At 63.3% G+C, this 23,641-nt stretch carries 21 protein-coding genes; 2 read left to right on the forward strand and 19 right to left on the reverse strand.

What is annotated here, in order from left to right:
• Positions 1-318: 318 nt before the first annotated feature.
• From AABE10_RS23045 to AABE10_RS23075, 7 genes are all read right to left on the reverse strand, one after another.
• A complete protein-coding gene (locus tag AABE10_RS23045; RefSeq protein ID WP_342935543.1) occupies positions 319-765 on the reverse strand; it encodes a YchJ family protein in 447 nt (148 codons plus the stop codon).
• 13 nt (positions 766-778) lie between these two features.
• Positions 779-1,909, reverse strand: coding sequence for an acyl-CoA dehydrogenase family protein (locus AABE10_RS23050; protein ID WP_342935544.1), 1,131 nt, complete (start codon positions 1,907-1,909; stop codon positions 779-781).
• Between the two features lie 28 nt (positions 1,910-1,937).
• Complete coding sequence (locus AABE10_RS23055) at positions 1,938-2,615, reverse strand: SDR family oxidoreductase (protein ID WP_342935545.1); 678 nt, start codon at positions 2,613-2,615, stop codon at positions 1,938-1,940.
• Between the two features lie 50 nt (positions 2,616-2,665).
• Positions 2,666-3,859 carry an acetyl-CoA C-acetyltransferase gene (locus AABE10_RS23060; RefSeq protein WP_342935546.1) on the reverse strand — a complete coding sequence of 398 codons (1,194 nt, stop codon included), beginning with the start codon at positions 3,857-3,859 and terminating at the stop codon, positions 2,666-2,668.
• Positions 3,852-4,628 carry a carbonate dehydratase gene (can, locus tag AABE10_RS23065; protein ID WP_342935547.1) on the reverse strand — a complete coding sequence of 259 codons (777 nt, stop codon included), beginning with the start codon at positions 4,626-4,628 and terminating at the stop codon, positions 3,852-3,854. Before can ends, AABE10_RS23060 begins: the two co-directional genes overlap by 8 nt.
• A 58-nt stretch (positions 4,629-4,686) precedes the next feature.
• Positions 4,687-6,510, reverse strand: coding sequence for a bifunctional isocitrate dehydrogenase kinase/phosphatase (aceK, locus tag AABE10_RS23070; protein WP_342935548.1), 1,824 nt, complete (start codon positions 6,508-6,510; stop codon positions 4,687-4,689).
• Positions 6,511-6,708: 198 nt separating this feature from the next.
• Positions 6,709-7,170 carry a MerR family DNA-binding transcriptional regulator gene (locus AABE10_RS23075; RefSeq protein WP_342935549.1) on the reverse strand — a complete coding sequence of 154 codons (462 nt, stop codon included), beginning with the start codon at positions 7,168-7,170 and terminating at the stop codon, positions 6,709-6,711.
• A 195-nt stretch (positions 7,171-7,365) separates the two neighbouring features.
• Between AABE10_RS23075 and AABE10_RS23080 the strand changes: the two genes are divergently transcribed.
• Positions 7,366-8,439 (forward strand): MBL fold metallo-hydrolase, encoded by a 1,074-nt coding sequence (locus AABE10_RS23080; protein ID WP_342935550.1) that lies wholly within the window; start codon positions 7,366-7,368, stop codon positions 8,437-8,439.
• Positions 8,440-8,518: 79 nt separating this feature from the next.
• Here AABE10_RS23080 and AABE10_RS23085 read toward each other — a convergent pair whose 3' ends face one another.
• The 6 genes from AABE10_RS23085 to argS all read right to left on the reverse strand — a co-directional run bounded on the left by AABE10_RS23085 (position 8,519) and on the right by argS (position 15,399).
• Positions 8,519-10,114 (reverse strand): ABC transporter substrate-binding protein, encoded by a 1,596-nt coding sequence (locus AABE10_RS23085; RefSeq protein WP_342935551.1) that lies wholly within the window; start codon positions 10,112-10,114, stop codon positions 8,519-8,521.
• 219 nt (positions 10,115-10,333) lie between these two features.
• A complete protein-coding gene (locus AABE10_RS23090) occupies positions 10,334-11,143 on the reverse strand; it encodes a helical backbone metal receptor (protein WP_342935552.1) in 810 nt (269 codons plus the stop codon).
• A 3-nt stretch (positions 11,144-11,146) separates the two neighbouring features.
• The gene (locus AABE10_RS23095; RefSeq protein WP_342935553.1) at positions 11,147-11,917 is read right to left on the reverse strand and encodes an SDR family oxidoreductase; all 771 of its coding nucleotides are present in this window, start codon (positions 11,915-11,917) and stop codon (positions 11,147-11,149) included.
• Between the two features lie 24 nt (positions 11,918-11,941).
• Positions 11,942-12,580: a thiol:disulfide interchange protein DsbA/DsbL gene (locus tag AABE10_RS23100; RefSeq protein ID WP_342935554.1), complete on the reverse strand. Its 639-nt coding sequence runs from the start codon at positions 12,578-12,580 to the stop codon at positions 11,942-11,944.
• Between the two features lie 152 nt (positions 12,581-12,732).
• Complete coding sequence (locus tag AABE10_RS23105) at positions 12,733-13,524, reverse strand: SPOR domain-containing protein (RefSeq protein ID WP_342935555.1); 792 nt, start codon at positions 13,522-13,524, stop codon at positions 12,733-12,735.
• A 90-nt stretch (positions 13,525-13,614) separates the two neighbouring features.
• On the reverse strand, positions 13,615-15,399 hold the full coding sequence (argS, locus tag AABE10_RS23110; protein WP_342935556.1) for an arginine--tRNA ligase: 1,785 nt from the start codon (positions 15,397-15,399) through the stop codon (positions 13,615-13,617).
• Between the two features lie 439 nt (positions 15,400-15,838).
• Between argS and AABE10_RS23115 the strand changes: the two genes are divergently transcribed.
• Positions 15,839-16,165: a DUF1840 domain-containing protein gene (locus AABE10_RS23115; protein ID WP_342935617.1), complete on the forward strand. Its 327-nt coding sequence runs from the start codon at positions 15,839-15,841 to the stop codon at positions 16,163-16,165.
• A gap of 215 nt (positions 16,166-16,380) precedes the next feature.
• Here AABE10_RS23115 and AABE10_RS23120 read toward each other — a convergent pair whose 3' ends face one another.
• The 6 genes from AABE10_RS23120 to AABE10_RS23145 form a co-directional block, all read right to left on the reverse strand.
• Positions 16,381-16,587, reverse strand: coding sequence for an acid-shock protein (locus AABE10_RS23120; RefSeq protein ID WP_342935557.1), 207 nt, complete (start codon positions 16,585-16,587; stop codon positions 16,381-16,383).
• A 181-nt stretch (positions 16,588-16,768) separates the two neighbouring features.
• On the reverse strand, positions 16,769-19,486 hold the full coding sequence (metH, locus tag AABE10_RS23125) for a methionine synthase (RefSeq protein ID WP_342935558.1): 2,718 nt from the start codon (positions 19,484-19,486) through the stop codon (positions 16,769-16,771).
• A gap of 57 nt (positions 19,487-19,543) precedes the next feature.
• Positions 19,544-20,617 (reverse strand): homocysteine S-methyltransferase family protein, encoded by a 1,074-nt coding sequence (locus tag AABE10_RS23130; protein ID WP_342935559.1) that lies wholly within the window; start codon positions 20,615-20,617, stop codon positions 19,544-19,546.
• Positions 20,618-20,943: 326 nt separating this feature from the next.
• A complete protein-coding gene (locus AABE10_RS23135; protein WP_087734231.1) occupies positions 20,944-21,201 on the reverse strand; it encodes a BTH_I0359 family protein in 258 nt (85 codons plus the stop codon).
• 117 nt (positions 21,202-21,318) lie between these two features.
• A complete protein-coding gene (gene pcaD, locus AABE10_RS23140) occupies positions 21,319-22,107 on the reverse strand; it encodes a 3-oxoadipate enol-lactonase (protein ID WP_342935560.1) in 789 nt (262 codons plus the stop codon).
• Between the two features lie 231 nt (positions 22,108-22,338).
• Positions 22,339-23,565: a DUF3108 domain-containing protein gene (locus AABE10_RS23145; RefSeq protein WP_342935561.1), complete on the reverse strand. Its 1,227-nt coding sequence runs from the start codon at positions 23,563-23,565 to the stop codon at positions 22,339-22,341.
• Positions 23,566-23,641 lie beyond the last annotated feature (76 nt).

Consider the following 23,641-nt stretch of genomic DNA (forward strand, 5'->3'; position numbering starts at 1 on the left):
AGCCGGCGGTGCATCGGGACATCCTGCGGGAGCGGTGGTCCGCTACCTCGCTACGAAGCGCTGCAACATCTGTGGGACTCATACTGGCACGACAATTTATATTTGTGCAATTCAGTACAAACCCCTTGCGGAACTAATTGGGCGTGCTTCCGATGCGCGCGCAACGGCTTTGCGCGGGCCCCGGGCGATTCGGAGAGAAAGCGTTTTTGAGGGACGTGGTGTCGATCCAACACCCTGATTTTGCTGCGGAATCGGCCCCTTTTTGAATGATGTGAGCAGCGCCAGGGATGCTATCGCGCGCTTATCGAAGCCCGGACGTCAGCGATCGCTCACATCGCCGTCGACATAACGCCAGCGCCCGTCTTCACCTCTGACGAAACGGCTCGATTCATGCAGCCGATGCGCCCGCCCGCCCACCTTGTAGCGCGCGACGAACTCTACTTCGGCGTGCGTATCGTCGAGCGGTGTGTAGCGCCTGATCTGCAGACCGAGCCAGCGCGGCGCATCGGGCGCACCGGCGTCGACGTCGAGATCGGCGGGGCAGGTTTGCGCCGCCCACGTATCGCGCAAGTATTGGGACTCGCCGAGCACGTAGGCGCTGTAGCGCGAGCGCATCAGTTCGAGCGCGCCCGGCGCAGCGGCGCCGCCGTCGATGTAGCGGCCGCAGCAGTCGGCGAAACGCGGCGGCTTGCCCGCATCGCGTCGATCCGGCGCGGCGCCGCCGCAAGGGCAATCGACAGGGCGTTGCTTTGCTGATGCAGTCATAAAAAAGCGCTGTTCAGTTCAGTCCGCGTGCGATCAGGATCTTTTGGATGTCGCTCGTGCCTTCGTAGATCTGGCACACGCGCACGTCGCGATAAATGCGCTCGACGGGGAAATCGCTCAGATAGCCGTAGCCGCCGTGAATCTGCAACGCGGCCGAACAGATCCGCTCCGCCGCTTCCGATGCGAACAGCTTCGCCATTGCCGCTTCCGTCAGACAGGGCTGGCCCGCATCCTTCAGCGATGCCGCGTGCCAGATCAACTGGCGCGCCGCTTCGAGTTGCGTCGCCATGTCGGCGAGACGGAACTGCACGGCCTGATGCGCGAACAGCGGCTGGCCGAAGCTCTCGCGCTCCTTTGCGTACGCGAGGGCCGCTTCGAGCGCGGCGCGCGCCATGCCGACGCTCTGCGCGGCAATGCCGATGCGCCCGCCCTCCAGGCCCGACAACGCGATCCGATACCCTTCGCCTTCCGCGCCGATCAGATTCGCGGCCGGCACGCGGCAGTTGTCGAAGACGATCTGCGCGGTGTCCGACGAATGCTGGCCGAGCTTGTCTTCGAGGCGCGCGACGACATAGCCCGGCGTATCCGTCGGCACGATGAACGCGCTGATGCCGCGCTTGCCCGCGCTCCTGTCGGTGACGGCCATTACGATCGCGACGTTGCCGTTCTTGCCGCTCGTAATGAACTGCTTGACGCCGTTGAGCACGTAGAAGTCGCCATCGCGCGTGGCCGTGGTGCGCAACGCGGACGCATCCGAGCCCGCCTGCGGCTCGGTGAGGCAGAACGCGCCGAGCATCTCTCCGCGCGCAAGCGGCGTGAGCCAATCGCGTTTCTGCGCTTCGTCGCCATACGTCAGCAGAATGCTGCACACGGGGCAGTTGTTGACGGAGATTGCCGTCGACGTGCCGCCGTCGCCCGCCGCGATTTCTTCGAGTATCACGGCGAGCGCGAGTGCGTCGAGCCCGGCACCGCCATATTCCTCGGGCACGAGCACGCCATACGCGCCGAGTTCTGCAAGCTGGCGATGCACGTCGGCGGGAAACGCGCGGTCGCGGTCCCATTGCGCGGCGTTTGGCGTCACGGCTTCGCGCACGAAGGTGCGAACCGCGTCGCGGATCATCAGATGGTCCTGATCGAGCAGCATGCGGATGTCTCCCCGGTTAGTGCGATGCTCACCATTCGAGCGCGGTGCCGTCGTACTGGAAGAAGCGGCCATGAAAGAGGTGCGGCGTGCTTGCCGCCTGCGCGAGCACTTCGCGCATGCCTTTCACGCTGTGCGCCGGATCGACGGCGGCACCGGCGCCGCCCATGTCCGTGCGCACCCAGCCCGGATGCAGCGAGACGCAGGTGGCCGTGCGCGTCTGCACGGACGTCACCTTCAGCACATCGTTCAGCGCCGCCTTGCTCGCGCGATACAGCCAGCCCGTCGTGCCCGTCGTCTCGTTGATGCTGCCCATGCGGCTCGACAGCACGGCGAGCACGCCGCGCGCGTCTTCGACGAGCGGGAGCAGAACGGGGATCAGCTGCATCGGACCGCGCACGTTGGTCGCCATCACGAAGTCGAAGTCCTCCGCGCTGACCGTCTCGACGCCTTCCGTATGCGGGCCATACACGCCCGACACGATCACGGCGGTATCGAGCCGTTCGCCGTCCAGCTTCCGGCCGAGCGCGGCGATTTCATCGGGATCGGTGACGTCGAGCGAAAACGCTTCGGCGCCGAGCGCGACGAGTTCGCCGAGCGATTCGTCGTCGCGCGCTGTGGCGAGCACGCGCCAGCCGTCGTGCCGGTATTGCTTCACGAACTCGCGGCCGATGCCGCGCGACGCGCCTACGATCAACACGGTCTTCATGACGTGTCCTCTTGCGCGCGGATTGCCGCGCGCTGTCGTTGGAACAAGGGTTAGACGAGCTCGATGCCCATCGCCGTCGCTTCGCCGCCGCCGATGCACAGGCTCGCGACGCCGCGCTTCAGTCCGCGCTTCTTCAGCGCGCCGATCAGCGTGACGAGAATGCGCGCGCCCGATGCGCCGATCGGGTGGCCGAGCGCGCAAGCGCCGCCGTTGACGTTCACCTTGTCGTGCGGCAGGCCGTGCTCTTTCATCGCGGCCATCGTGACGACGGCGAACGCCTCGTTGATCTCGTACAGATCGACGTCTGCCGCCTTCCAGCCGTTCTTGTCGAACAGCTTGCGGATCGCGCCGACGGGCGCCGTGGTGAATTTCGCCGGCTCCTGCGCGAACGTCGAGTGGCCGACGACACGCGCGAGCGGCGTCACGCCGAGCTTCTTCGCCGTCGATTCGCGCATCATCACGAGCGCCGCCGCGCCGTCGCTGATCGACGACGAGTTGGCGGCCGTCACCGTGCCCGTCTTGCTGAACGCGGGCTTGAGTGCCGAGATCTTGTCGAGATTGGCCTTGAACGGCTGCTCGTCGCGCTCGACGGTGACGCTGCCTTTCTTGCCTTCGACGGTAACGGGCGCGATTTCCCACGCGAACGAACCGTCTTCGTTCGCGCGTTTCGCGCGCGTCAGCGATTCAATGGCGAACTTGTCCTGCGCTTCGCGCGTGAAATCGAACGACGCCGCGCATTCCTCGGCGAACGTGCCCATCAGGCGGCCTTTGTCATACGCGTCTTCGAGGCCGTCGAGGAACATGTGGTCGAGCACCTGGCCGTGGCCCATGCGCATTCCGCTGCGCGCCTTCGGCAGCAGATACGGCGCGTTCGTCATGCTCTCCATGCCGCCCGCGACGATCACGTCGACGGAACCGGCCGTCAGCATGTCGTGCGCGAACATCGCGGCGCGCATGCCGGAGCCGCACATCTTGTTGACGGTCGTCGAGCCCGTCGACAGCGGCAGACCCGCGCCGAGCGCGGCCTGACGCGCGGGCGCCTGGCCCTGGCCGGCGGGCAGCACGCAGCCCATCACGGCTTCGTCGATCTGCTCGGGCTTGAGGCCCGCTCGCTCGACGGCCGCCTTGATCGCGACGGCGCCGAGCTGCGGCGCCGTCAGCGAGGCGAAGTCGCCCTGGAACGCCGCCATCGGCGTGCGCGCGACGGAAACGATGACGATCGGATCGTGGTTTGTCTCACTCATGTTTCAGCTCCTTGATGACTCCGTGGACGACAGCGGCCACACCGCCGAGCCTCGCGGCATCGGCGGCGACCATGTCGTTGTCTGCCGTGTGCGCGCGGCTCGCCGATACGGCCGCAACGCAATTCGTATAGATCCCGTCGAGCGATGCCGGATCTTTCACCGTCATCTCGAGATCGCGCACGCGGCCGTCGTGCACGCCGTACACCCAGCCGTGAACGGTGAGGTCCTGGCCGCGCGCCCAGGCGTCGTTGATGATCGTCGTGCGGCACACGTTGACCACCTGCTCGATCGTGTTCAGCTCGACGAGACGCCGATGCCGCGCTTCGCCCATCGGCCATTCCTCGAGTAGCGCCGCGTGCTTCGTGCGCACGTCCTGCACGTGATGCAGCCAGTTGTCGGCGAGACCGACGCGCCGTCCGAGCAGCGCCGCGCCGACGCCCGAGCAGCCATAGTGGCCGACGACCATGATGTGCTTGACCTTCAGCAGATCGACGGCGAACTGGATCACCGACAGACAGTTCAGGTCCGTATGCACGACGACGTTCGCGATATTGCGGTGAACGAATACTTCGCCCGGCGGCAAGCCGATGATTTCGTTGGCGGGCACGCGCGAATCCGCGCAGCCGATCCACAGATATTCGGGCGCCTGCTGATGCGCGAGCCGCGAGAAGAATTCGGGGTCTTCGTCGAGCTTGTGCGCGACCCACGCATCGTTGTTCTGGAACAGGTGCGCAAGAGGATGAGAGGCGGAAGGCGTGTTCGTGTTCATGATCGTTTCGACGTAAGTTGCGTGTGTCTGTTTATCCGATGGCGGACGCTGCGCGCGTTCATGCGACGCGCACGGCGGGCGCCAGATCCGCATCGGCAGCGCGGTCCGCAGCGAACCGTTCCGGATAGCGGACTGAAAAGCGCAGGCTGCGGTCGTAGGGATAGAAGTCGGGCAATTCGCCCTTGAGAATCGAGTCCTTGTTCTTTTGCCACAGCGATGGATCGAAAAAATCCGCGTGATGCTTCATGAACGATTCGCGCACGCGCGGATCGCCGAGCAAAAAGGTGCCGTACGTCTCCGGGAAAATGTCGTGCTGTCCGACCGTGTACCACGGCTCGCCCGACATCTCGTCTTCCTCGTTGCGCGGCGGCGGCACGGCGCGCACGTTGCAGTCGGTGAGATATTCGATCTCGTCGTAGTCGTAGAACACGACACGCCCGTGGCGCGTCACGCCGAAGTTCTTGTAGAGCATGTCGCCGGGGAAGATGTTCGCCTGCATCAGTTCCTTCACTGCGTCGCCGTATTCCTTGATGCCGTGCTCGATGTCGGCGTCGGTGCCGTGTTGCAGGAAGATGTTGAGCGGCACCATGCGGCGCTCGATATACAGATGCTTGATGACGAGATTGTCGCCTTCGTATTCGAGCATCGACGGCGCTTCCTTTTCCAGTTCGCGAATGAGCGCGTCATCGAGGCGCGACAGCGGCAACGCGACGCTCGAATATTCGAGCGTATCGGCCATGCGTCCCAACCGGTCGTGGCGCTTCACGAGCTGATACTTGTTCTGCACGTTTTCGCGCGTCGTGTCCTTGGGTGGCGGAAACGAATCCTTGATGACCTTGAACACATACGGGAACGACGGCAGCGTGAACACGAGCATCACCATGCCTTTGATTCCGGGCGCGACGATGAACAGGTCGCTCGAATGCTTCAGATGCCGCAGCAGATCGCGATAGAAGAGATTCTTGCCCTGTTTCTGCAAGCCCACCGACGTATAGATTTCCGCTTTCGGCTTGCCTTGCAGGATGCTGCCGAGAAACTCGATATACGCGGACGGCACTTCCATATCGACGAGGAAGTACGAATGCGAAAAGCTGAAGATGATCAGCAACTGGTCGCGCCGGCAGAGCAGCGCATCGACCGCGAGCAGGCCCGGCTTCACGTGATGGATCGGCAGAGCAAACGGCACCATTGCGTCACCGTTTATCACTCGGCCGATGATGTACGCCGCCTTGTTTCGGAAGAACAGCGACGACAGCACGTGAATCTGGAAATTCGGTGCTTCATTGTTGAAGGTGCCGAAGTTGTCGCGGAACGACTGGATCACGCACTCGACATCGCGCGTGAGATTCTCGAACGGCAGGTTCAGCTGGAAGTTCGTGACGATGCGCTCCAGCGTGACGGCGAGCCCGTCCTTGCCCGGGTAATACGCGCGATACGTCGGCTTTGCGGCGGGCTCGTCGTTCTCGATGTACTCCGTCGAGATCGCGGGCCGCACGAAGATGAAATCGTTGTTGAAGTACGAGCGGTGCAGGATGTGGCAGCACACCGAGTTGAAGAACGTCTCCGCGCATTCGGGCTGGCGGTGTGTCGTCAAGAGACCGATGTAGTGCAGCTTGATCTGCTGCCACACGTCGTCGTCGATGTTCTCCGCGTCGTATTCGTCTTCGAGCTTTTCGATGCATTCGCGCACGCGATCGTCATACGACGTGATGCGCTCGCGCGCGAGCTTTTGCAGGCCGTGCCAGTCGCCGGCTTCGAACAGGTCTTTCGCGCGGATCGCGGCTTCACGGAAGATGCAGTAATGCCGGTCGAAGCCTTCGAGCAGCGTCTCCGCGACGTCGAAGCCGATCTGTGACGACAGCAGTTTGGGAAAGTGATTCATGTCGACCGTGCATTCGTTCAATGTCGTGAAGACATCCGCGATTGTATCGCCCGGGTGAGCCTGCGAGACGCCTTCAGGCCGCTTCAGGTCCTTTGAGCGCGGCGCCGACGCATCGTCTTTTGAAGCGTGTTGCAAGGCGTTTGGCACATCTTCACGCAAAGCCGCGCCAACTATCGTGTATGTCGCCCGATCTCCTGCTCAGGTTTTTTCTTTCGATGCTTCCGCGTGCGCGAGTTTTTCCGCTTCGTCATAGCCGTTGCGGCGCATCCCGCTTTCGAGCAGCGCGCGCGCTTGCGCTTCGTATTGCGCGAGGTCTTCGAGCGTCGCGTTCAGGTCTTCGCGCTGACGTTCCAGCACTTCGCGATGCCTGACCACCGTCGCGAGAAACGCCTCGAGCTGGGGAACCGTGTCCGTCGGCGAATCGTATAGATCCAGCAGCGCGCGAATTTCCGACAACGTGAAGCCCAGCCGCTTGCCGCGCAGCGTGAGCCTGAGCCGCGTTCGGTCGCGGCCCGAGTACACGCGGCGCAGTCCGCTCGATCCTTCGCGGCTCGGTGAGAGTAAACCCTGGTCCTCGTAGAAACGGATCGCGCGCGGCGTCACATCGAATTCGCGAGCCAGTTCGGTGATCGTGTATTGCGTCGTGTAGTGCGTGTTCATCGTCGGGTGTTCATCGAATCGTCCGGCCTGGCAGGCTTTTCGTGTAGCCGGGCACAAAAACGGATTGAACGGTTAGAATCGACGTTTACGTTATCGTCAACCTGAACAAAGCGCAACCCGCGCCGCACGACGCACACGGTTCGCGATTCACCCATTCACCGATGTGCCGCGCCGCCGACGGAGGACACCCCCACGATGAATGCTCTCGAACACCAACTCGAATACCCGTTCGCCGACCGGATGCCCGCCGCCGGCACGACGCAGGAAGTCGCGCCCGGCGTCTACTGGCTGCGCATGCCGCTGCCGTTCGCGCTCGATCACATCAATCTCTGGCTGCTGCGCGACGAGATCGACGGGCAGAAGGGCTGGACGATCGTCGATTGCGGCATCGCTTCGGACGAGATCCGCGCGAACTGGGAGACGCTGTTCGATTCGATGCTCGAAGGTCTTCCCGTGTTGCGCGTGATCGTCACGCACTGCCATCCGGATCACCTCGGTCTCGCGGACTGGCTGTGCGAAGGCGGCGACAAGCGGCGCTGGAACGTGCGTCTGTGGATCACGCTCGGCGAATACATGCTCGGCCGCGTAATGGCGGCAGGCGACGGCTCGAACGCGGGCGGCGACGGCGCGGCGCGGCATTTCGCGCGGCATGGGCTGACGGACGAGGCATCGCTGGACAAGCTGCGCAATCGCAAGAGCTACTACTCGAATCTGGTGCCGTCGGTGCCGCGCCAATACCGGCGCATGCGAGAGGGCGATGCGCTGACGATCGGCGGTCGCACGTGGCGCGTCGTGACAGGCTTCGGTCATTCGCCGGAGCATTGCGCGTTGCACGCAGAATCGGACCGTGTGCTGATTTCCGGCGACATGGTGTTGCCGCGCATTTCGACGAACGTGTCGGTGTTCGATATCGAGCCGGAAGGCAATCCGCTTGCGTTATATCTCGGTTCGCTCGGCCGCTACGAATCGATGGCCGCCGACACGCTGGTGCTGCCGTCGCATGGCAAGCCGTTTCGCGGACTGCATACGCGCGTCCTTCAGCTGCGCGACCATCACGCGGCACGCCTCGCGGAAGTACGCGCCGCTTGCGCGCAGAAGCCGTGCAGCGCGGCGGATATCGTCCCCATCATGTTCAAGCGCGAACTCGATATCCATCAGATGACGTTTGCGATGGGCGAAGCGCTCGCGCACCTGCACCTGTTGTGGCTCGACGGGGAAATGAAGCGCGTGCAGGGCGCGGATGGTGTCATCCGGTTCGAAATGCGATAGGCCAGGACCGAATGCAAAACGGCCCGAACGCGATTGCGTTCGGGCCGTCGAATGCAGACCGTTTCGTGAGCGACGATGACTACTGCACCACCACTGCCCCAAAATTCTGCCGACCAAACGGACTGACGTGATACCCGTGGACGTTCGTCCGCGTGATGGCGGTCGCGGTCGGATAGCCGAGCGGAATCCACAGCGCCTCATCGTGGATGATCTGCTGCGCGGCCTGATACGCTTTCGTGCGCTTGCTCTGATCGGCGGTTTGCTTGCCTTGCTCGATCAGCTTGTCGAGTTCCGGATCGCAGTAGCGCGCGAAGTTGATCCCCGACTTCACCGCATTGCAGCTGAATAGAGGCGACAGATAGTTGTCCGGGTCGCCGTTGTCGCCGGCCCAGCCCATGAACAGCGTATCGTGCTGTCCCTGCTTGGCCTGCTTGATCAGCTCGCCCCATTCGATCACCTTCACCTCCGCCTTCACGCCGATCTTCGCGAAGTCGGCCTGTAGCATTTCGGCGCCCGCCTTCGGATTCGGGTTCAGCACGCTGCCGGTCGGGCGCACCCAGATCGTCGTCGAAAAGCCGTCCGGATAGCCTGCCTCGGCGAGCAGCTTCTTGGCCTTGGCGGCGTCGTACGGCCACGGCTTCACTGCCTTGTCGTAGCTCCACGTATTCGGCGGATAGGGATTGTTCGCTGGCGTCGCCGTATTGTCGAACACGGCCTTCAGATACGACGTGCGGTCGAACGCCATGTTGAGCGCGGCGCGCACCTTCTGGTTATCGAGCGGCTTTTTCTGCGTATTGAGCGCGACGAACGCGGTCATGAACGCAGGTGTCTCGACGATCGCGAGCGACTTGTCCTTCTTCGCATCCGCGACGTCCTGCGGCTTCGGCGACAGCGCGATCTGGCATTCGCCCGCCTTCACTTTTTGCGCGCGCACGGCGGCATCGGGCGTGATTGCGTAGATCAGCCGGTCGATCTTCGGTTTCGGGCCCCAGTACGACGGGTTCACGTCATAGCGGATGATCGAGTCCTTCGTATAGCTCTTCAGCACGAACGGACCCGTGCCGATCGGCTTTGCGTTCAGATCGGCCTGCCTGCCGGCCTTCAATAACTGGTCCGCGTACTCGGCCGAATAGATCGACGCGAAACCCATCGTCAGGATCGACACAAACGTTGCGTTCGGCTCGTTCAGTTCGAACTTCACCGTGTTGTCGTCGACCTTCGATACCGACTTGATCAGCTTCACGAGCCCCATCGACTGTGCGTGCGGAAAGCCGCTCGCGCCCGCCACCTTGTGCCACGGGTTGTTGTCGTCGAGCATGCGGTCGAACGTGAACACGACGTCGTCGGCATTCAGTGGACGCGTCGGCTTGAAGTAGTCGGTGGTCTGGAACTGCACGTTCGGATGCAGGTGGAACGTGTACGTGAGGCCGTCGGCGCTGACGTCCCACTTGTCGGCGAGCGACGGCGCGACTTTCTTCGCCGCCTCGTCATATGACACGAGCGAGTTGAAAATCACATCCGCCGATGCGTTGGTCGTGACGAGCGAGTTGTACTGAACGACATCGAAGCCGTCAGGGCTCGATTCGGTGCAAACGGTAAGCGGTTTTGCGATGGTCAGCGCGGGCGCAATGGCGAGGGCCATCAGCGTCGTGGCGGCGAGCAGCTTGAAACGCATAAGATCTCCCGGAATTTCGAATTCTTCGTGGCGGGGCGGCGTCGTGCATTCTGTCGTGCACTGCGCGCGCTCCGGGCAGGTGCTTCACGCATTTTCATTCTGATACGGATTCGGCGCCGACGCAGCGCGTCAATTCCGCCGGCTCTGGCGCAAGCTTATCGAACGCTTACGGCAGCGACAACAATTGAATCCGCATATCGATATGGTTGCGCCTTCACGCTAGCGGCTGGCGTAGCGCAAAAGATACGCGAGGCCGTCGATTGCGCGCGAGCCGTACCACGACACCATCTCCCCATCGATCAGCTCGATACGTTTGCCTTTGAGGCGCGCATGCTGTTTTAGCGCGTCGCCATGCTGGCGTGTGAAGCGATACGGCTCGCTCGACAACAGCACGCGATCGACGTCATCGAGCCACGCGGCATCGAGATCGAATGACGGATAACGGGCTGCGCCTTTCTCGCCGCCTTGCACGTCCGGCAACGTTTGCCAGTTGACGAGACCCAGCATCGCCGAGATATAGGTGTCGCGCGCGACCGTCATCCACGGCTCGCGCCAGATCGCGTAGAGCACGTTTTGCCGTGGCCACGCGCGCGAAGCGGCTGCATCGAGTTGCGTCCGAAGGGCGAAGGCCAACTGTTGCGCGTCGTTCTCACGGTCGAAAATCGCGCCGAGCAGCGCGTACAGCGCGAGATTATCGGTCGGCGCAAGCGGATGCGTGACGACGATATGCGGGACGAACTCGCGCAGCCGTTCGACGGTCTCGCGCTTGTTCTCGTCGATATTGACGATTGCATGAGTGGGTTGCAGTGCGCGCACCGCATCGATTTTCACCGCCTTCGTGCCGCCGACTTTCGGAACCTTGCGCACCTTGTCGCGCGGATGCACGCAAAAGCCCGTTCGCCCGACAATGTGCGCGTCGAGCTTCAATGCAAAGAGAAGTTCGGTGATGCTCGGCACCAGCGACACGATGCGCGCGCCGCTACCCGCTTTCGCGTGCTCGATACCGGCTGCATCGACACGCGCGATCATGATTCAGCGGGCAGCGCGCGGCTTGCGCGGGGCCTTTTCGAAGACGGCGTCGTAGAGCCAGCGCGGCAGCACATGCAGCAGCATCGCCGCGACGCGCATCTGCCACGGGAAGATCGCGAAGCGCGTTTTCCGCGCGATCGCACCGGCGACTTTTTCGGCGAAGCGGTCCGCGTCCATCAGGAAGGGCATCGGGTACGGATTGCGCTCGGTCATCGGCGTGCGGATATAGCCGGGCGCGATCGTGACTACCGACACGCCGAGTGGCCGCATCTCGACGCGCAGCGCTTCCAGATACTTCGTCGCCGCCGATTTCGACGCGCTGTACGCGCCCGAGCCCGGCAGCCCTCGCACGCCCGCGACGCTCGCGATGCCGACGAGCGTGCCCTTGCGCGCGGCGATCATCGCCGAGGCGAACGGCTCGAACGTCGCGACCATGCCGAAGTAGTTCACGTCCATCACGTCGCGAAACGCCTGCAAATCGCCGTGGCCCGTCACGGCGCCGTGGCTGATGCCCGCGTTCGCGATCACGATGTCGGGGCAGCCGTGTGCCGCGATGAATTGCTGCGCGGCATGAGCGAGCGCGTCCGCGTCCCGTACGTCGACGGAATACACGGAAATCGCGTTCTGGGGATGGGACTGCTGGAAGTGGGCGAGAGCGTCGCCGCGACGGGCAACGAGGCCGAGAATCGCGCCGCGCCGCGCATATTCGGCGGCGAGCGCTTCGCCTATGCCACTCGACGCGCCGGTGATGAAAACCTTCAACGGTGAACTCATGCCGGCCGTCGAGCGTGAATGGAATTACATCTTCTTCGCGCGCACCTGGCCGACCAGGTAATCGAGCACCTGGAGCGTGCCGGGCAGGCTGTTCGTCTGCGCGGGGCCCGTTTCGTACTTGCCCTGCACGGCCAGCGTCGGCACGCCGTCGATCCGGAAATCTTCGATCAGCTTCTTGTCACGCTGGATCGCGCTCTGCGTCGAGAATGAGTTGTATGCGTCCATGAACTTCTTCGAATCGACGCCGTTCTTCGCGAGGAATTTGGCCTGATCTTCCGGCGTCAGCAGATAGTTCTTGTTGACGTGGATCTCGTGGAAGATGGTCGGCGTGAGCTGGTTCGCGAGGCCGAGCGCGTCGACGGCGTGATAGAGCTTCGAGTGCGGAATGAAATCGTCGCGGAACGCGACGGGCACGCGCTTGAACACGACGTCCGGACCCTGCTTCTTGACCCACGATTCCAGGTACGGATCGAATTCGTTGCAGTGCGGGCAGCCGTACCACATGAATTCGATGACTTCGATCTTGCCGGCGGGCTCCTCGACGGGCTGCGGCGTGGACAGCACCGTGTAGTCCTTGCCGGCGACGGGCGCAGCGGGCGTTGCTTGCGCCGCGCTCGCGACGAGGCCGAGAGAGAGGAAAAGAATGCTCAGCAGTTTTTTCATGTCTTGTGAACCCAATCAGGGGAAGTAACGGTGGCGGGCTTGGGCGCGCCGCGACCGCAACGGTTCGACGGCAGGCGTCTGCCGCACATGAGACTCGCGCCGCGCGCTGAAGGTTCAGCGGCGGCGCGTGACAACCCGTTACTGCGCGTGAATCACTGCTTGGTGAAGCGGATGACGGCGGTGTCGACGCCCGCATCGGACAGGCGCTGACGCGTGGTGTTCATTTCCTCGAATTTCGAGAACGGGCCGATTCGAACGCGATAGTACGTCACACCGCCTGCATCGCGCTGCGTGACCTTCGATTCGAAGCCTTGGAACGCGAGCCGCGCGCGCTGCTGTTCGGCGTCGGCGGCCGTCTTGTACGCGCCGACCTGCAGCAGATAGCCGGTGTTCACGTCGGCGGCGGAGGGCGGCGCGCCGTTCGGCGTCGAGCCGGCCTTCGGCTGATTCGGTGCGTTGTTCGCGATGCTCGGCGCGCTGGTCGCTTGCGGCGGCTTGCGCGGCTGGTTCATCGCCATCGTGTTGCTGTTGTTCGCGCTGTTGTTCGCGCCGTTGTCCTCGGCGGGCTTCGGCGGGACGGCGACGCCGTTGTTCGACGGCGGCACTTCGACGATCTGCGGCTCTTCGAGCATGCCCGAAGTCTGCGACTGGTTCGTGGTCTGGCCGGGCGCCGTGTTGGGCGGCGCGGGCTGCGCGGCTTGCGGCACCGGCTGGCCGGGGCTCTTGCCTTGCAGCGGACGGTTCGGGTCGTACTGGGGCTGGCTCGCGCCGGCATCGGACGCGGCGGGCGGCGCGACCTTCGCGACGAACGGCGTGGGCGCGCGCGTGATGTAGAGCGCCACCACCACCGCGATGGCCAGGCCGACGATCAGGCCCAGCACGATACCGAGAAAAGTGCCCCCGGTCTGTTTCGATTGCTTCGTTGTGCGGCGTGGTTTTGCCATCGTCTGTTTCACCTGCAAAAGGAAATCTGGAATGACCGTCGATTATAGCGACGGCCATCCGCCTGACGTTTTAATTAAAGCGCGTGGAGATTACATTTTGGCGGGTGCCGACACACCGATCACGGCGAGGCCGTTCGCCAGCACCTGACGCGTCGCCGCGAGCAGCGCGATGCGCGCGGTGCGCGGCGCTTCTTCGTCGACGAGAACGCGTTCGGCATTGTAGAACGAGTGAAATTCACCGGCGAGATCGCGCAGGTAGAACGCGATCGCATGCGGCGCAAGTTCGTCGGCGGCATGCGTCAGCATGTCGGGGAATTCGGCGAGCTTCTGCAGCAGCGCCATCGCTCGCTCGCTGTCGAGCGGCGACAGATCGACGAACGGCAGCAGGGCTTCGTCCGCCGCGTAGCGCGACTTCCATTCGCTGATCACCGAGCAGATGCGCGCGTGCGCGTACTGGACGTAGTACACGGGGTTCTCGTCGTTCTGCTTGAGCGCGAGATCGACGTCGAACACGAACTCCGTATCGGCCTTGCGCGAGATCAGGAAGAAGCGCACTGCGTCGCGTCCGCGGCGGATGGTCTCTTCGTCGAGCAGATCGGGCGCCGCTTCCTGGCCCGGCAGCGCGCCGCCCGACCATTCGATCAGATCGCGCACCGTCACGTAGCTGCCGGCGCGCTTCGAGATCTTCACTTCCTGGCCGTCGCGCATCACCGTGACCATCTTGTGCAGCACGTAGTCGGGATAGCCCTTCGGAATGCCGATGCCGAGGCCCTGCAGACCGGCGCGCACACGCGCGATCGTGCCGTGGTGATCCGAGCCCTGGATGTTGATGACCTTCGTAAACCCGCGCTGCCACTTCGTCTCGTGATAGGCGACGTCGGGCACGAAGTACGTGTACGTGCCGTCGGACTTGCGCATCACGCGGTCCTTGTCGTCGCCGTCGTCGGTGGTGCGCAGCCACAGCGCGCCGTCCTGTTCGTAGGTCTTGCCGGCGTCGATCAGCTCCTTCACGGTATTCTCGACGCGGCCTTCCTTGTACAGCGACGATTCGAGGTAGTACTGGTCGAACTTCACGCCGAACGCCTGCAAGTCCATGTCCTGCTCGTGACGCAGATAGGCGACGGCAAAACGGCGGATCGCTTCGAGATCCTCGACGTCGCCTGCGCCCTTGACGGGCTCGCCGTCGCTCGCCGACACGGTTTCGCCGTTCAGGTAGTCGCGCGCGATGTCGGCGATGTATTCGCCGTTGTACGCGCTTTCGGGCCAGCCCGCGTCGCCGGGTTTGAGGCCACGCGCACGCGCCTGGGTCGAGATCGCGAGGTTGCCGATCTGCACGCCGGCGTCGTTGTAGTAGAACTCGCGATGCACGGCATAGCCCTGCGACGCGAGCACGTTCGACATCGCGTCGCCGAGCGCCGCCTGGCGGCCGTGTCCGACATGCAGCGGGCCCGTCGGGTTGGCCGACACGAACTCGACCAGCACGCGCTTGCCCGCGTCGCGCGTCGAGCGGCCGAAGGCGTCGCGCTGTTCGAAGATCGCAGCGATCACGGCCTGCTTCGAAGCGGCCGACAGACGCAGGTTGATGAAGCCCGGACCCGCCACTTCTGCCCTGTCGACGAGGCCCTTTGCCTGCGGATGCACGAGCAGCGCATCGACGATCTGTTGCGCGAGCTGGCGCGGGTTGCTGCGCAGCGGCTTGGCGATCTGCATCGCGACGTTGCACGCGATGTCGCCATGCGCGGCGACTTTCGGTCGTTCGAGCGTGATGGCCGGCGTGACGAACGCGGCTTCGGATTCACCTTGTGTGGCCTGGGCGACCTGCTTGACGACGTCGATCAGCAGGGTTTCGAGAGTTTGTTTGTGTGCAGGCAGCATGCTTGTTGCGAGTCCAGTGAGGCAGTCCGATGAAGCGGGCAGCGCCGCGAACGGCGCGGAACCAGGCCGTCGACGGCGCGGAAAGCGCTTGAGCGCCGGATGCGCGCCGGGAGCGTGACGCTGCGGCGGCGCGGTAGGGCGGTGATCGCTTCGCGGCCCGCGCCGTGCCGATAGCCGGACACGCGCTGCCGCGAAGCGGCACGGTGTATACAAAGCGGCACGGCGTATACAGCGTGACCGGACGCACGGCGGCGAGCTTTTCCGTCTAGCCGGATTTTAGCAGGTGCTAATATGTCCAATGAGATGCCCAGCAGGGGCCGTGGCCACCGGCAACACCCGAGCAAGCAGCCGGCGCGCCAACGGAACCCGTGCGGCTGACCGCGATGAGCACCATGCGGCCGGCCGTGGGAGAAGCCAACATAACGAAAAGGGAACAGTCATGCTGATTACTTTCAAGTGCCGCTCCGCCCCCGATGTGGTGATGTTGGAGAATCTCGCCCAATATCTGCTGGGGATAATCGGCAAGCGGCTCGGCGCACGCGGTGTAATCAATCACGACGAACTCGGCGTTGCGATCTCGAAGCTCGAAGCGGCGATCGTGACCGACAAGCAGGAACGTGCCGAGCATGAAGGGCACTTCCACGAAGGGGAGGAAGGCCACGAATCTCACGAGATTCCGATCGGTCTCGCGCAACGCGCGTTTCCGTTCCTCGACATGCTGCGCGCTGCGCAGAAGGAAAATACGGACATCGTCTGGGGGATTTGAGCGGCTTTCGGCTGCGCCGACGAGGCGGCACACAGGCGGCTTCGTCGTGTGCTCCCGTTCGCCGTGCCACCGTCTTACGCGCCGTCGTGGACGTGGCGGCGCCTACGTGGAATCGATTCCGGCAGAGCGCGCATCTGCCGCGTCCGGCCATGAAAAAGCCCATCTCGCGATGGGCTTTTTTCGTTGCTGTTCCGCAGTGACGCTGCGCTCGCGCGTTACTGGCTTGCGGCTTCCGGCGCGGTCGCGGGAGCGGACGCACCCTTCTTCACCTTCTTCTTTTTGGGTTTCTTCACGTGCGTGACGGTGGGCGGCGAATACGAACTCACCGTGCTCGATCCACCGGGGGCCTGAGGCTGTGCCTCGGCGAGCGGCGTGACGGCGGCAAGCGATAACGCGATCAACATCAGCGTCAGCTTCTTCATACGATTTCTCTCCGTTGACGGTTGCAAGTCGTTGAGCCGACGCGTTATTGCGGTCGCGTCTGGCAGGTTCGGCAGGATGAAGCGTTTTCAGTCTACAAAGCCGAAAATATCCGCTGGGCCTTTCAACTGAAAATGTTCAGCCTCTGGCCAGCGATATAGTCCTGCCGTCCGCCACTTGCGCTCAGAGCAGCGGCGCGAGCGCGCGCTCCGCGTCCGCCTTGGACAGCGACATCCGTCGCGCGTAGTCCTCGAGCTGATCCAGGCCGATCTTGCCGACCGAGAAATACGTGCTGTCGGGATGCGCGAGATAGAAGCCGGAGACGCTCGCGGCCGGCAGCATCGCGAGCGATTCGGTGACGCTCATGCCGATCTCGTCGGCTTGCAGCGCGGCGAACATGTCGCGCTTGACGAGGTGATCCGGGCATGCCGGATAGCCGGGCGCCGGACGGATGCCGCGATATTTCTCGCCGATCAGGTCATCGTTCGACAGACTCTCGCCTTGCGCATAGCCCCACAGGTCGCGGCGCACGCGCGCATGCATCGCTTCGGCGAACGCTTCCGCGAAGCGGTCGGCGAGCGCCTTCAGCATGATCGAGCTGTAGTCGTCGTGATCCTGCTCGAACTGCTTTTCCTTCGCGTCGACGCCGAGGCCCGCCGTAACCGCGAACATGCCGATGTAGTCGGCGACGCCCGAATCCTTCGGCGCGATGAAGTCGGCGAGCGACCGGTTCGGTCGCATCACGCCGTCCACGACGGGACGCACGCTTTGCTGCCGCAGGTTGCGCCACGTCAGCGCGACTTCGCTGCGCGATTCGTCCGTGTAGATTTCGATGTCGTCGTCGTTGACCGTGTTCGCCGGCAACAGCGCAATCACGCCGTTCGCCGTGAGCCAGCGGCCCTGGATCAGGCGCGCGAGCATCGACTTCGCATCCGAGAAAACGCGCCGCGCCGATTCGCCGACGATCTCGTCGTTGAGAATCGCGGGATACGGACCGGCGAGATCCCACGTCTGGAAGAAGGGACCCCAGTCGATGTAGTTCGCGAGCTCGTTCAGATCGAAGTTCTTGAACACGCGCCTGCCGATGAACTTCGGCTTGACAGGTTGATACGCGCTCCAGTCGACCTTCGTCTTGTTCGCGCGTGCTTCCGCAAGCGTGACGAGCGGCTGGGCCTTCTTGTTCGCGTGCTGATTGCGGATTCGGTCGTAATCGGACTTCAGCTCGTCGAGATATTTCGTGGCGCCTTCGTCGGACAGCAGGTTCGACGCCACCGATACCGACCGCGACGCATCCGGCACGTACACGACAGGGCCTTCGTAATTCGGCGCGATCTTCACGGCGGTATGCACGCGCGAAGTCGTCGCGCCGCCGATCAGCAGCGGAATCTTCTTTACGCGGAAGTAGTCGTCGCGCTGCATTTCCGAGGCGACGTAGGCCATCTCTTCGAGCGACGGCGTAATCAGGCCCGACAGACCGATGATGTCCGCGCCTTCGACTTTCGCCTTCGCGAGAATCTCGTTGCACGGGACCATCACGCCCATGTTGACCACTTCGAAGTTGTTGCACTGAAGCACGACGGAGACGATGTTCTTGCCGATATCGTGCACGTCGCCCTTCACGGTCGCGACGACGATCTTGCCTTTCGCGCGCACGTCGCCGCCCGCTTCGGCGAGCTGACGCTTTTCTTCTTCGATGAACGGAATCAGATGCGCGACGGCCTGCTTCATCACGCGCGCCGATTTCACCACTTGTGGCAGGAACATCTTGCCCTGGCCGAACAGGTCGCCGACGATGTTCATGCCGTCCATCAGCGGGCCTTCGATCACGTTGATCGGGCGGCCGCCGCCTTGCATGATCTTGACGCGCGCTTCTTCCGTGTCTTCGACGATGAAGTTCGTGATGCCGTGCACGAGCGCATGCGCGAGACGCTGCTCGACGCCATGGTTGCGCCACTCGAGGTTCTCTTCTTTCTTCGCCGCGCCCGTCTTGAACTTGTCGGCGATTTCGAGCATCCGGTCCGTCGCGTCTTCGCGGCGGTTCAGCACCACGTCTTCGACGCGCTCGCGCAATTCGGCGTCGAGGTCCGCGTACACGCCCAACTGGCCCGCGTTGACGATGCCCATGTCCATGCCCGCCTGAATCGCGTGGTAGAGGAACACGGTGTGGATCGCCTCGCGCACCGGGTCGTTGCCGCGGAACGAGAACGACACATTCGACACGCCGCCGCTCACCTTCGCATACGGCAGGTTCTGCTTGATCCAGCGCGTCGCTTCGATGAAGTCGACGGCGTAGTTGTTGTGCTCTTCGATGCCCGTCGCGATTGCGAAGATGTTGGGATCGAAGATGATGTCTTCGGGCGCAAAGCCCACTTCGTTGACGAGAATGTCGTATGAGCGCTTGCAGATTTGCGTCTTGCGCTTGAACGTGTCGGCCTGGCCTTGTTCGTCGAATGCCATCACGACGGTCGCCGCCCCGTAACGGCGAATCAGCTTCGCCTGATGGCGAAAGCTCTCTTCGCCTTCCTTCAGCGAAATCGAGTTGACGATTGCCTTGCCTTGCACGCATTTGAGGCCCGCTTCGATCACGTCCCACTTCGACGAGTCGATCATGATCGGCACGCGCGCGATGTCCGGCTCCGACGCGATCAGATTCATGAAGCGCACCATCGCCGCTTTCGAATCGAGCATCGCTTCGTCCATGTTCACGTCGATGACCTGTGCGCCGTTTTCGACCTGTTGGCGCGCGACGGCCAACGCTTCGTCGAACTGCCCGTTCAGGATCATTCGCGCGAATGCCTTCGAGCCCGTCACGTTCGTGCGTTCGCCGACGTTGATGAAGAGCGTCCCCGAAGTGACGTTGAACGGCTCGAGGCCGGAGAGGCGCATCGTGTGATCGGTCATGGTCTGTGCGTATTTCGTCGTTGCTTCAGTTGATTCGGCAGACAGCGTTGATGTGCTTCAGGCGACGTCGCGATAGTGGCTCGGCCACTTGCGCGGCTTCACGTCGTTCAGCGCCTTCGCGATCGCGGCGATGTGTTCCGGCGTCGTGCCGCAGCAGCCGCCCGCGATGTTCACGAGACCCGCTTGCGCGAATTCCTTCAGGAGGCCCGACGTATCGGCCGGCAGTTCGTCGAAGCCCGTGTCGCTCATCGGATTCGGCAGGCCGGCATTCGGATAGCACGACACGTAGGTGTCGCACAGCTTCGCCAGCTCCGCGATGTACGGGCGCATCAGCGCCGCGCCCAGCGCGCAGTTCAGGCCGAACGTGAGCGGCTTCGCGTGGCGCAGCGAATTCCAGAACGCCTCGACCGTCTGTCCCGACAGAATGCGGCCCGATGCGTCCGTCACCGTGCCCGAGATCATGATGGGCAAGCGCTCGCCTGTATCGTCGAACAGTTCGTCGAGCGCGAAGAGCGCGGCCTTTGCGTTCAGCGTGTCGAAGATCGTTTCGACGAGGAACAGGTCTGCGCCGCCTTCCATCAGCGCTTTCGCCTGCTCGTAGTACGCGGCGCGCAGTTCGTCGAAACTGACGTTGCGCGCGCCGGGATCGTTCACGTCGGGCGAGATGCTCGCCGTCTTCGGCGTCGGCCCGATTGCGCCGGCAACGAAGCGCGGCTTGTCGGGTGTCGAGTACTTGTCGCATGCGGCGCGCGCGAGCTTCGCCGATTCGCGGTTCATTTCGACGGCGAGCGCTTCCATTCCGTAGTCGGCTTGCGCGACAGTCGTTGCGCCGAACGTGTTCGTCTCGATGATGTCGGCGCCAGCAGCCAGATACTGCTCGTGAATCTCGCTGATGATCTGCGGCTGCGTGATCGACAGCAACTCGTTGTTGCCCTTGATGTCGCGCGCATAGTCCTTGAAGCGCGCGCCGCGATAGGCGGCTTCGTCGAGCTTGTAGCGCTGGATCATCGTGCCCATCGCGCCGTCCAGAATCAGGATGCGCGATTCGAGCAACGCGGGCAGGGCCGCGCCGCGCGTGTAGGCGGCGCCGGCGTTGGCGACTGATGGGGCTGACTTGGCGGGCTGGTTCATGGTCTGATCGCGCTCGTGCCGGCTGGCTCTGCCGACTTTTTCAGGAAACTCAATATTGTAGCCGGATGGCCGCGAACTCGCCGCGCGACGCGGCTTTGCAGTCCGTGCCTGCGCGCAAGGCGCGCCGGTTGCTGACAATGGAGCGCAGGCAGTATATCTTTCGCTGTTTGCGCGGCGCGTTCGCCTTGCCCGGCGCGGCGCACCGCGAGACGGGCGCCTCGCAGACAAAAACGAAAAGGACAAAAAACGAAAAACCCCGCCGGGCAAGCCGGGCGGGGTCGATTGGAGACGTGTCGCCTGGAGTTGGCGTCAGCGGCGCCGATGGGTCAGTGAAGAATGACCGGCTGATTCATCAGGCTGTCGAATTGACCGAGAAATTCGTCCACTTCGTCTAGCGTCGGTTCGTCTTCGATGAGCTTTTGCACATGCTCGCGAAAACTGGCTGCCATCACGCCGTCGATATAAATCTCGCGCTGCGTGTTCTTGTCGACGATCTCATACCCACCGGACCTCATCGCGATATGCCCGTCCTGCGGCGGGAATTCGACGACACAATAGTTGGGGCTGTTATAGATCATTTGCATGGCGACACTCCTTCTTTCCGATGGCTCCGGGCCAGTGTTGCACCGTAGATGGAGCCCATGGTTTGGAATTCAAGGGGTGGGTCCGGCCTGACGCGTTAAAGATCCCGGACCTGTCTGTTAGACCAGTTTCTGCAGAAACGATTCAAGCAAAGCCGTAAAACGTTGCGATTGCTCGATCGGTGCGAGGTGAGCCGCGTCTAGCAGTTCGAATCTCGCTCCCCGAATGGCATCCGCTATTGCCTGTGTAGCAGCAGGTGGCGTGCCTGCATCGTGGCGTCCAGCCACTGTGAGAGTAGGGAGGGCGATCTCTTTCAGTCTACCGCTCACATCGAAATCGCGCAGTGCAAGGCACGCATGAGCATAACCTTCAGACGAAGTGTGCTCGAACACCTCGCGAATCTGCTCGACGACTTCGGGATGCGCATCGCGGAAGCCGGCCGTCAGCCATCGTTCCATCGTTGCTTGCGCGAGCGAGCCGACGCCTTCGTTGCGCACCGTCGCCGCGCGCTGCTCCCAGAGGGCACGGCCATCGGCTGGCGTGGCGGCGTGCGTATCGGCGAGCGTCAGCGTCTCCACGCGATCGGGGTTATCGAGCGCGAACTGCTGCGCGATCATGCCACCCATCGACATGCCGACCAGATGCGTCTTCTGGACGCCAAGCGCATCCAGCAACGCGCGCAGATCCTGCGACAGATCCGCCACGCTGAACTGCCTGTCCGATACGGCTGTTTGACCGTGACCGCGCACGTCGTAGCGCAAGACCGTGTACTCGTCGCGGAAGAATCCGGCGAGCTGATCCCATATCGACAGATCGCCGCCTAGCTGATGAACGAACGTGAGCCAGGGGCCTCCACCTTCATTGCTCAGGATGTAGCGCGTATCGATGCCATTCACATTGATTTGCATGCGGACTCCAAAAGTGTTGTCGCAATGAAAGAACGAGTGAATCGTTCATGCGATCCGCGTCGTTCGCCGGGTCGTTCGATTCGCATCACCGGATGCGCATGAAACGTTCGTGTGATGAGCGCTGCTCGTCGTGCCGCTGTTCGTCGTCCGATTCATGCACGCGACAGAAGTTTCTGAAGATGACTACAGCCTCGATGTTAAGTATCCCGCAGCGCCAAGAGCCTGCTTGCATCAGGGCTTTTCGGGTCCGGCGCCGGGATCGGTGACGGAGGGTTGGGTGCTGCCCGACGAGGTGTCGTCCGAAGAAGACGTGTCGTTGACATCCGGCGGCGCGAGCTTGCCCCGCCACACGAGTTCGATCTGCGTGCCGTTCGGTTCTGTCTGCACGAGGCGCGCCGGCAGCCAGCCGAGCGACGGCGCGAGCCACACGTCGATGCGCCGGCGATCGTTTTCGCGGCGCGGCAGCCGCATGAAATGCCGCGCATCGACCGATCCTTGTTCGGTGCGCACGGTTTCGTCGCCTATCGTCTCGATAGGCCAGAGCTCGCCGCTATCGTTATCCGTCACGTAGAACTGCCGCGTGACGCCCGGCTGATACGCGTCCGGGTCGCCGCGCACCAGGCTCGCCAGTTGCATCACCATGCTGAAGCGGTCCTGCGCGCCGTCGGGCAGCGCCAATGTAGTCGGCGTGCGCGTGAAGCCGATCTGCTTCGTATCGCGATGGAACGTCGTCACGTCTTCGCCGCGACGGCCGCGCTTTTCGACGTACTGATCGGGCGCGAGACCGAATGCGTCGACGTGCCCGTGGCTCGAATAGCTGAATGTGCCGACAAACGGTAGAGGCACCGAAACGACGATGTCATACGAGTGGCCATCGCTCGTCCAGTGAATCGTGCCAGGCTGATTGCGCACGCCGTTGTAGAACGTGTCGTATTGCAGATCGCCCGATGGCGGCACGGAAAACTTCACCCCCGGTGTCGAGAGCGGTGCGTTGCCCTGGCCGATGCCGGGTCTAGGGTTCGCGGCGGTGGCTTGGGCTGCTGCCGCAGCGGAAGCAGCTACTGAATCCGAAGCAACTGAAGCGCCGACAGGCGCGCTGGCTGCGTCGTTCGTCGTGGGCGCTTTCGACGGTTGCGGACGCGTCGCCGTCAGCACATGCTCGCGCGGCGGCTGCGCACCATGTTTGGGCGGAGCGGTCTTCGCTACTGCGGGCGGCGGAGAGCCGGCCGCCTGCGTTTCGATGCGCTCGGGCTTGAGCAGCGCGACCTGCACGGGAACATGCTCGGGCGCAACCGGCTTGAACGTTTCATGATGCCGTTCGAACCACAGCGCGGCGATCAGGTGCGCGCCTGCCACAGCCGCCAGCACGCCCGTCCACCGCAAACGCGACGAACGGCGCTGCGCCGCGGCGAGTTGCGCATGCGACGAAACGGTGCGGACAGCAAACGGAGATGACATCGGAGGCAGTAGGTTGAGCGCGGAACGCGGTTAAAGACGTTTCGACCGGGCGCCGCCGTCACGCGTTCATCGTGCG

This window comes from Paraburkholderia diazotrophica (genome assembly GCF_038900755.1).
GTDB classification, from domain to species: Bacteria; Pseudomonadota; Gammaproteobacteria; order Burkholderiales; family Burkholderiaceae; genus Paraburkholderia; species Paraburkholderia diazotrophica_A.

What these genes read in the sequence shown, in the direction of transcription:
- AABE10_RS23045 (WP_342935543.1), bottom strand. Translation starts at nt 765, where the DNA reads ATGACTGCATCAGCAAAGCAACGCCCTGTCGATTGCCCTTGCGGCGGC.
- AABE10_RS23050 (WP_342935544.1), bottom strand. Translation starts at nt 1,909, where the DNA reads ATGCTGCTCGATCAGGACCATCTGATGATCCGCGACGCGGTTCGCACC.
- AABE10_RS23055 (WP_342935545.1), bottom strand. Translation starts at nt 2,615, where the DNA reads ATGAAGACCGTGTTGATCGTAGGCGCGTCGCGCGGCATCGGCCGCGAG.
- AABE10_RS23060 (WP_342935546.1), bottom strand. Translation starts at nt 3,859, where the DNA reads ATGAGTGAGACAAACCACGATCCGATCGTCATCGTTTCCGTCGCGCGC.
- can (WP_342935547.1), bottom strand. Translation starts at nt 4,628, where the DNA reads ATGAACACGAACACGCCTTCCGCCTCTCATCCTCTTGCGCACCTGTTC.
- aceK (WP_342935548.1), bottom strand. Translation starts at nt 6,510, where the DNA reads ATGAATCACTTTCCCAAACTGCTGTCGTCACAGATCGGCTTCGACGTC.
- AABE10_RS23075 (WP_342935549.1), bottom strand. Translation starts at nt 7,170, where the DNA reads ATGAACACGCACTACACGACGCAATACACGATCACCGAACTGGCTCGC.
- AABE10_RS23080 (WP_342935550.1), top strand. Translation starts at nt 7,366, where the DNA reads ATGAATGCTCTCGAACACCAACTCGAATACCCGTTCGCCGACCGGATG.
- AABE10_RS23085 (WP_342935551.1), bottom strand. Translation starts at nt 10,114, where the DNA reads ATGCGTTTCAAGCTGCTCGCCGCCACGACGCTGATGGCCCTCGCCATT.
- AABE10_RS23090 (WP_342935552.1), bottom strand. Translation starts at nt 11,143, where the DNA reads ATGATCGCGCGTGTCGATGCAGCCGGTATCGAGCACGCGAAAGCGGGT.
- AABE10_RS23095 (WP_342935553.1), bottom strand. Translation starts at nt 11,917, where the DNA reads ATGAGTTCACCGTTGAAGGTTTTCATCACCGGCGCGTCGAGTGGCATA.
- AABE10_RS23100 (WP_342935554.1), bottom strand. Translation starts at nt 12,580, where the DNA reads ATGAAAAAACTGCTGAGCATTCTTTTCCTCTCTCTCGGCCTCGTCGCG.
- AABE10_RS23105 (WP_342935555.1), bottom strand. Translation starts at nt 13,524, where the DNA reads ATGGCAAAACCACGCCGCACAACGAAGCAATCGAAACAGACCGGGGGC.
- argS (WP_342935556.1), bottom strand. Translation starts at nt 15,399, where the DNA reads ATGCTGCCTGCACACAAACAAACTCTCGAAACCCTGCTGATCGACGTC.
- AABE10_RS23115 (WP_342935617.1), top strand. Translation starts at nt 15,839, where the DNA reads ATGCTGATTACTTTCAAGTGCCGCTCCGCCCCCGATGTGGTGATGTTG.
- AABE10_RS23120 (WP_342935557.1), bottom strand. Translation starts at nt 16,587, where the DNA reads ATGAAGAAGCTGACGCTGATGTTGATCGCGTTATCGCTTGCCGCCGTC.
- metH (WP_342935558.1), bottom strand. Translation starts at nt 19,486, where the DNA reads ATGACCGATCACACGATGCGCCTCTCCGGCCTCGAGCCGTTCAACGTC.
- AABE10_RS23130 (WP_342935559.1), bottom strand. Translation starts at nt 20,617, where the DNA reads ATGAACCAGCCCGCCAAGTCAGCCCCATCAGTCGCCAACGCCGGCGCC.
- AABE10_RS23135 (WP_087734231.1), bottom strand. Translation starts at nt 21,201, where the DNA reads ATGCAAATGATCTATAACAGCCCCAACTATTGTGTCGTCGAATTCCCG.
- pcaD (WP_342935560.1), bottom strand. Translation starts at nt 22,107, where the DNA reads ATGCAAATCAATGTGAATGGCATCGATACGCGCTACATCCTGAGCAAT.
- AABE10_RS23145 (WP_342935561.1), bottom strand. Translation starts at nt 23,565, where the DNA reads ATGTCATCTCCGTTTGCTGTCCGCACCGTTTCGTCGCATGCGCAACTC.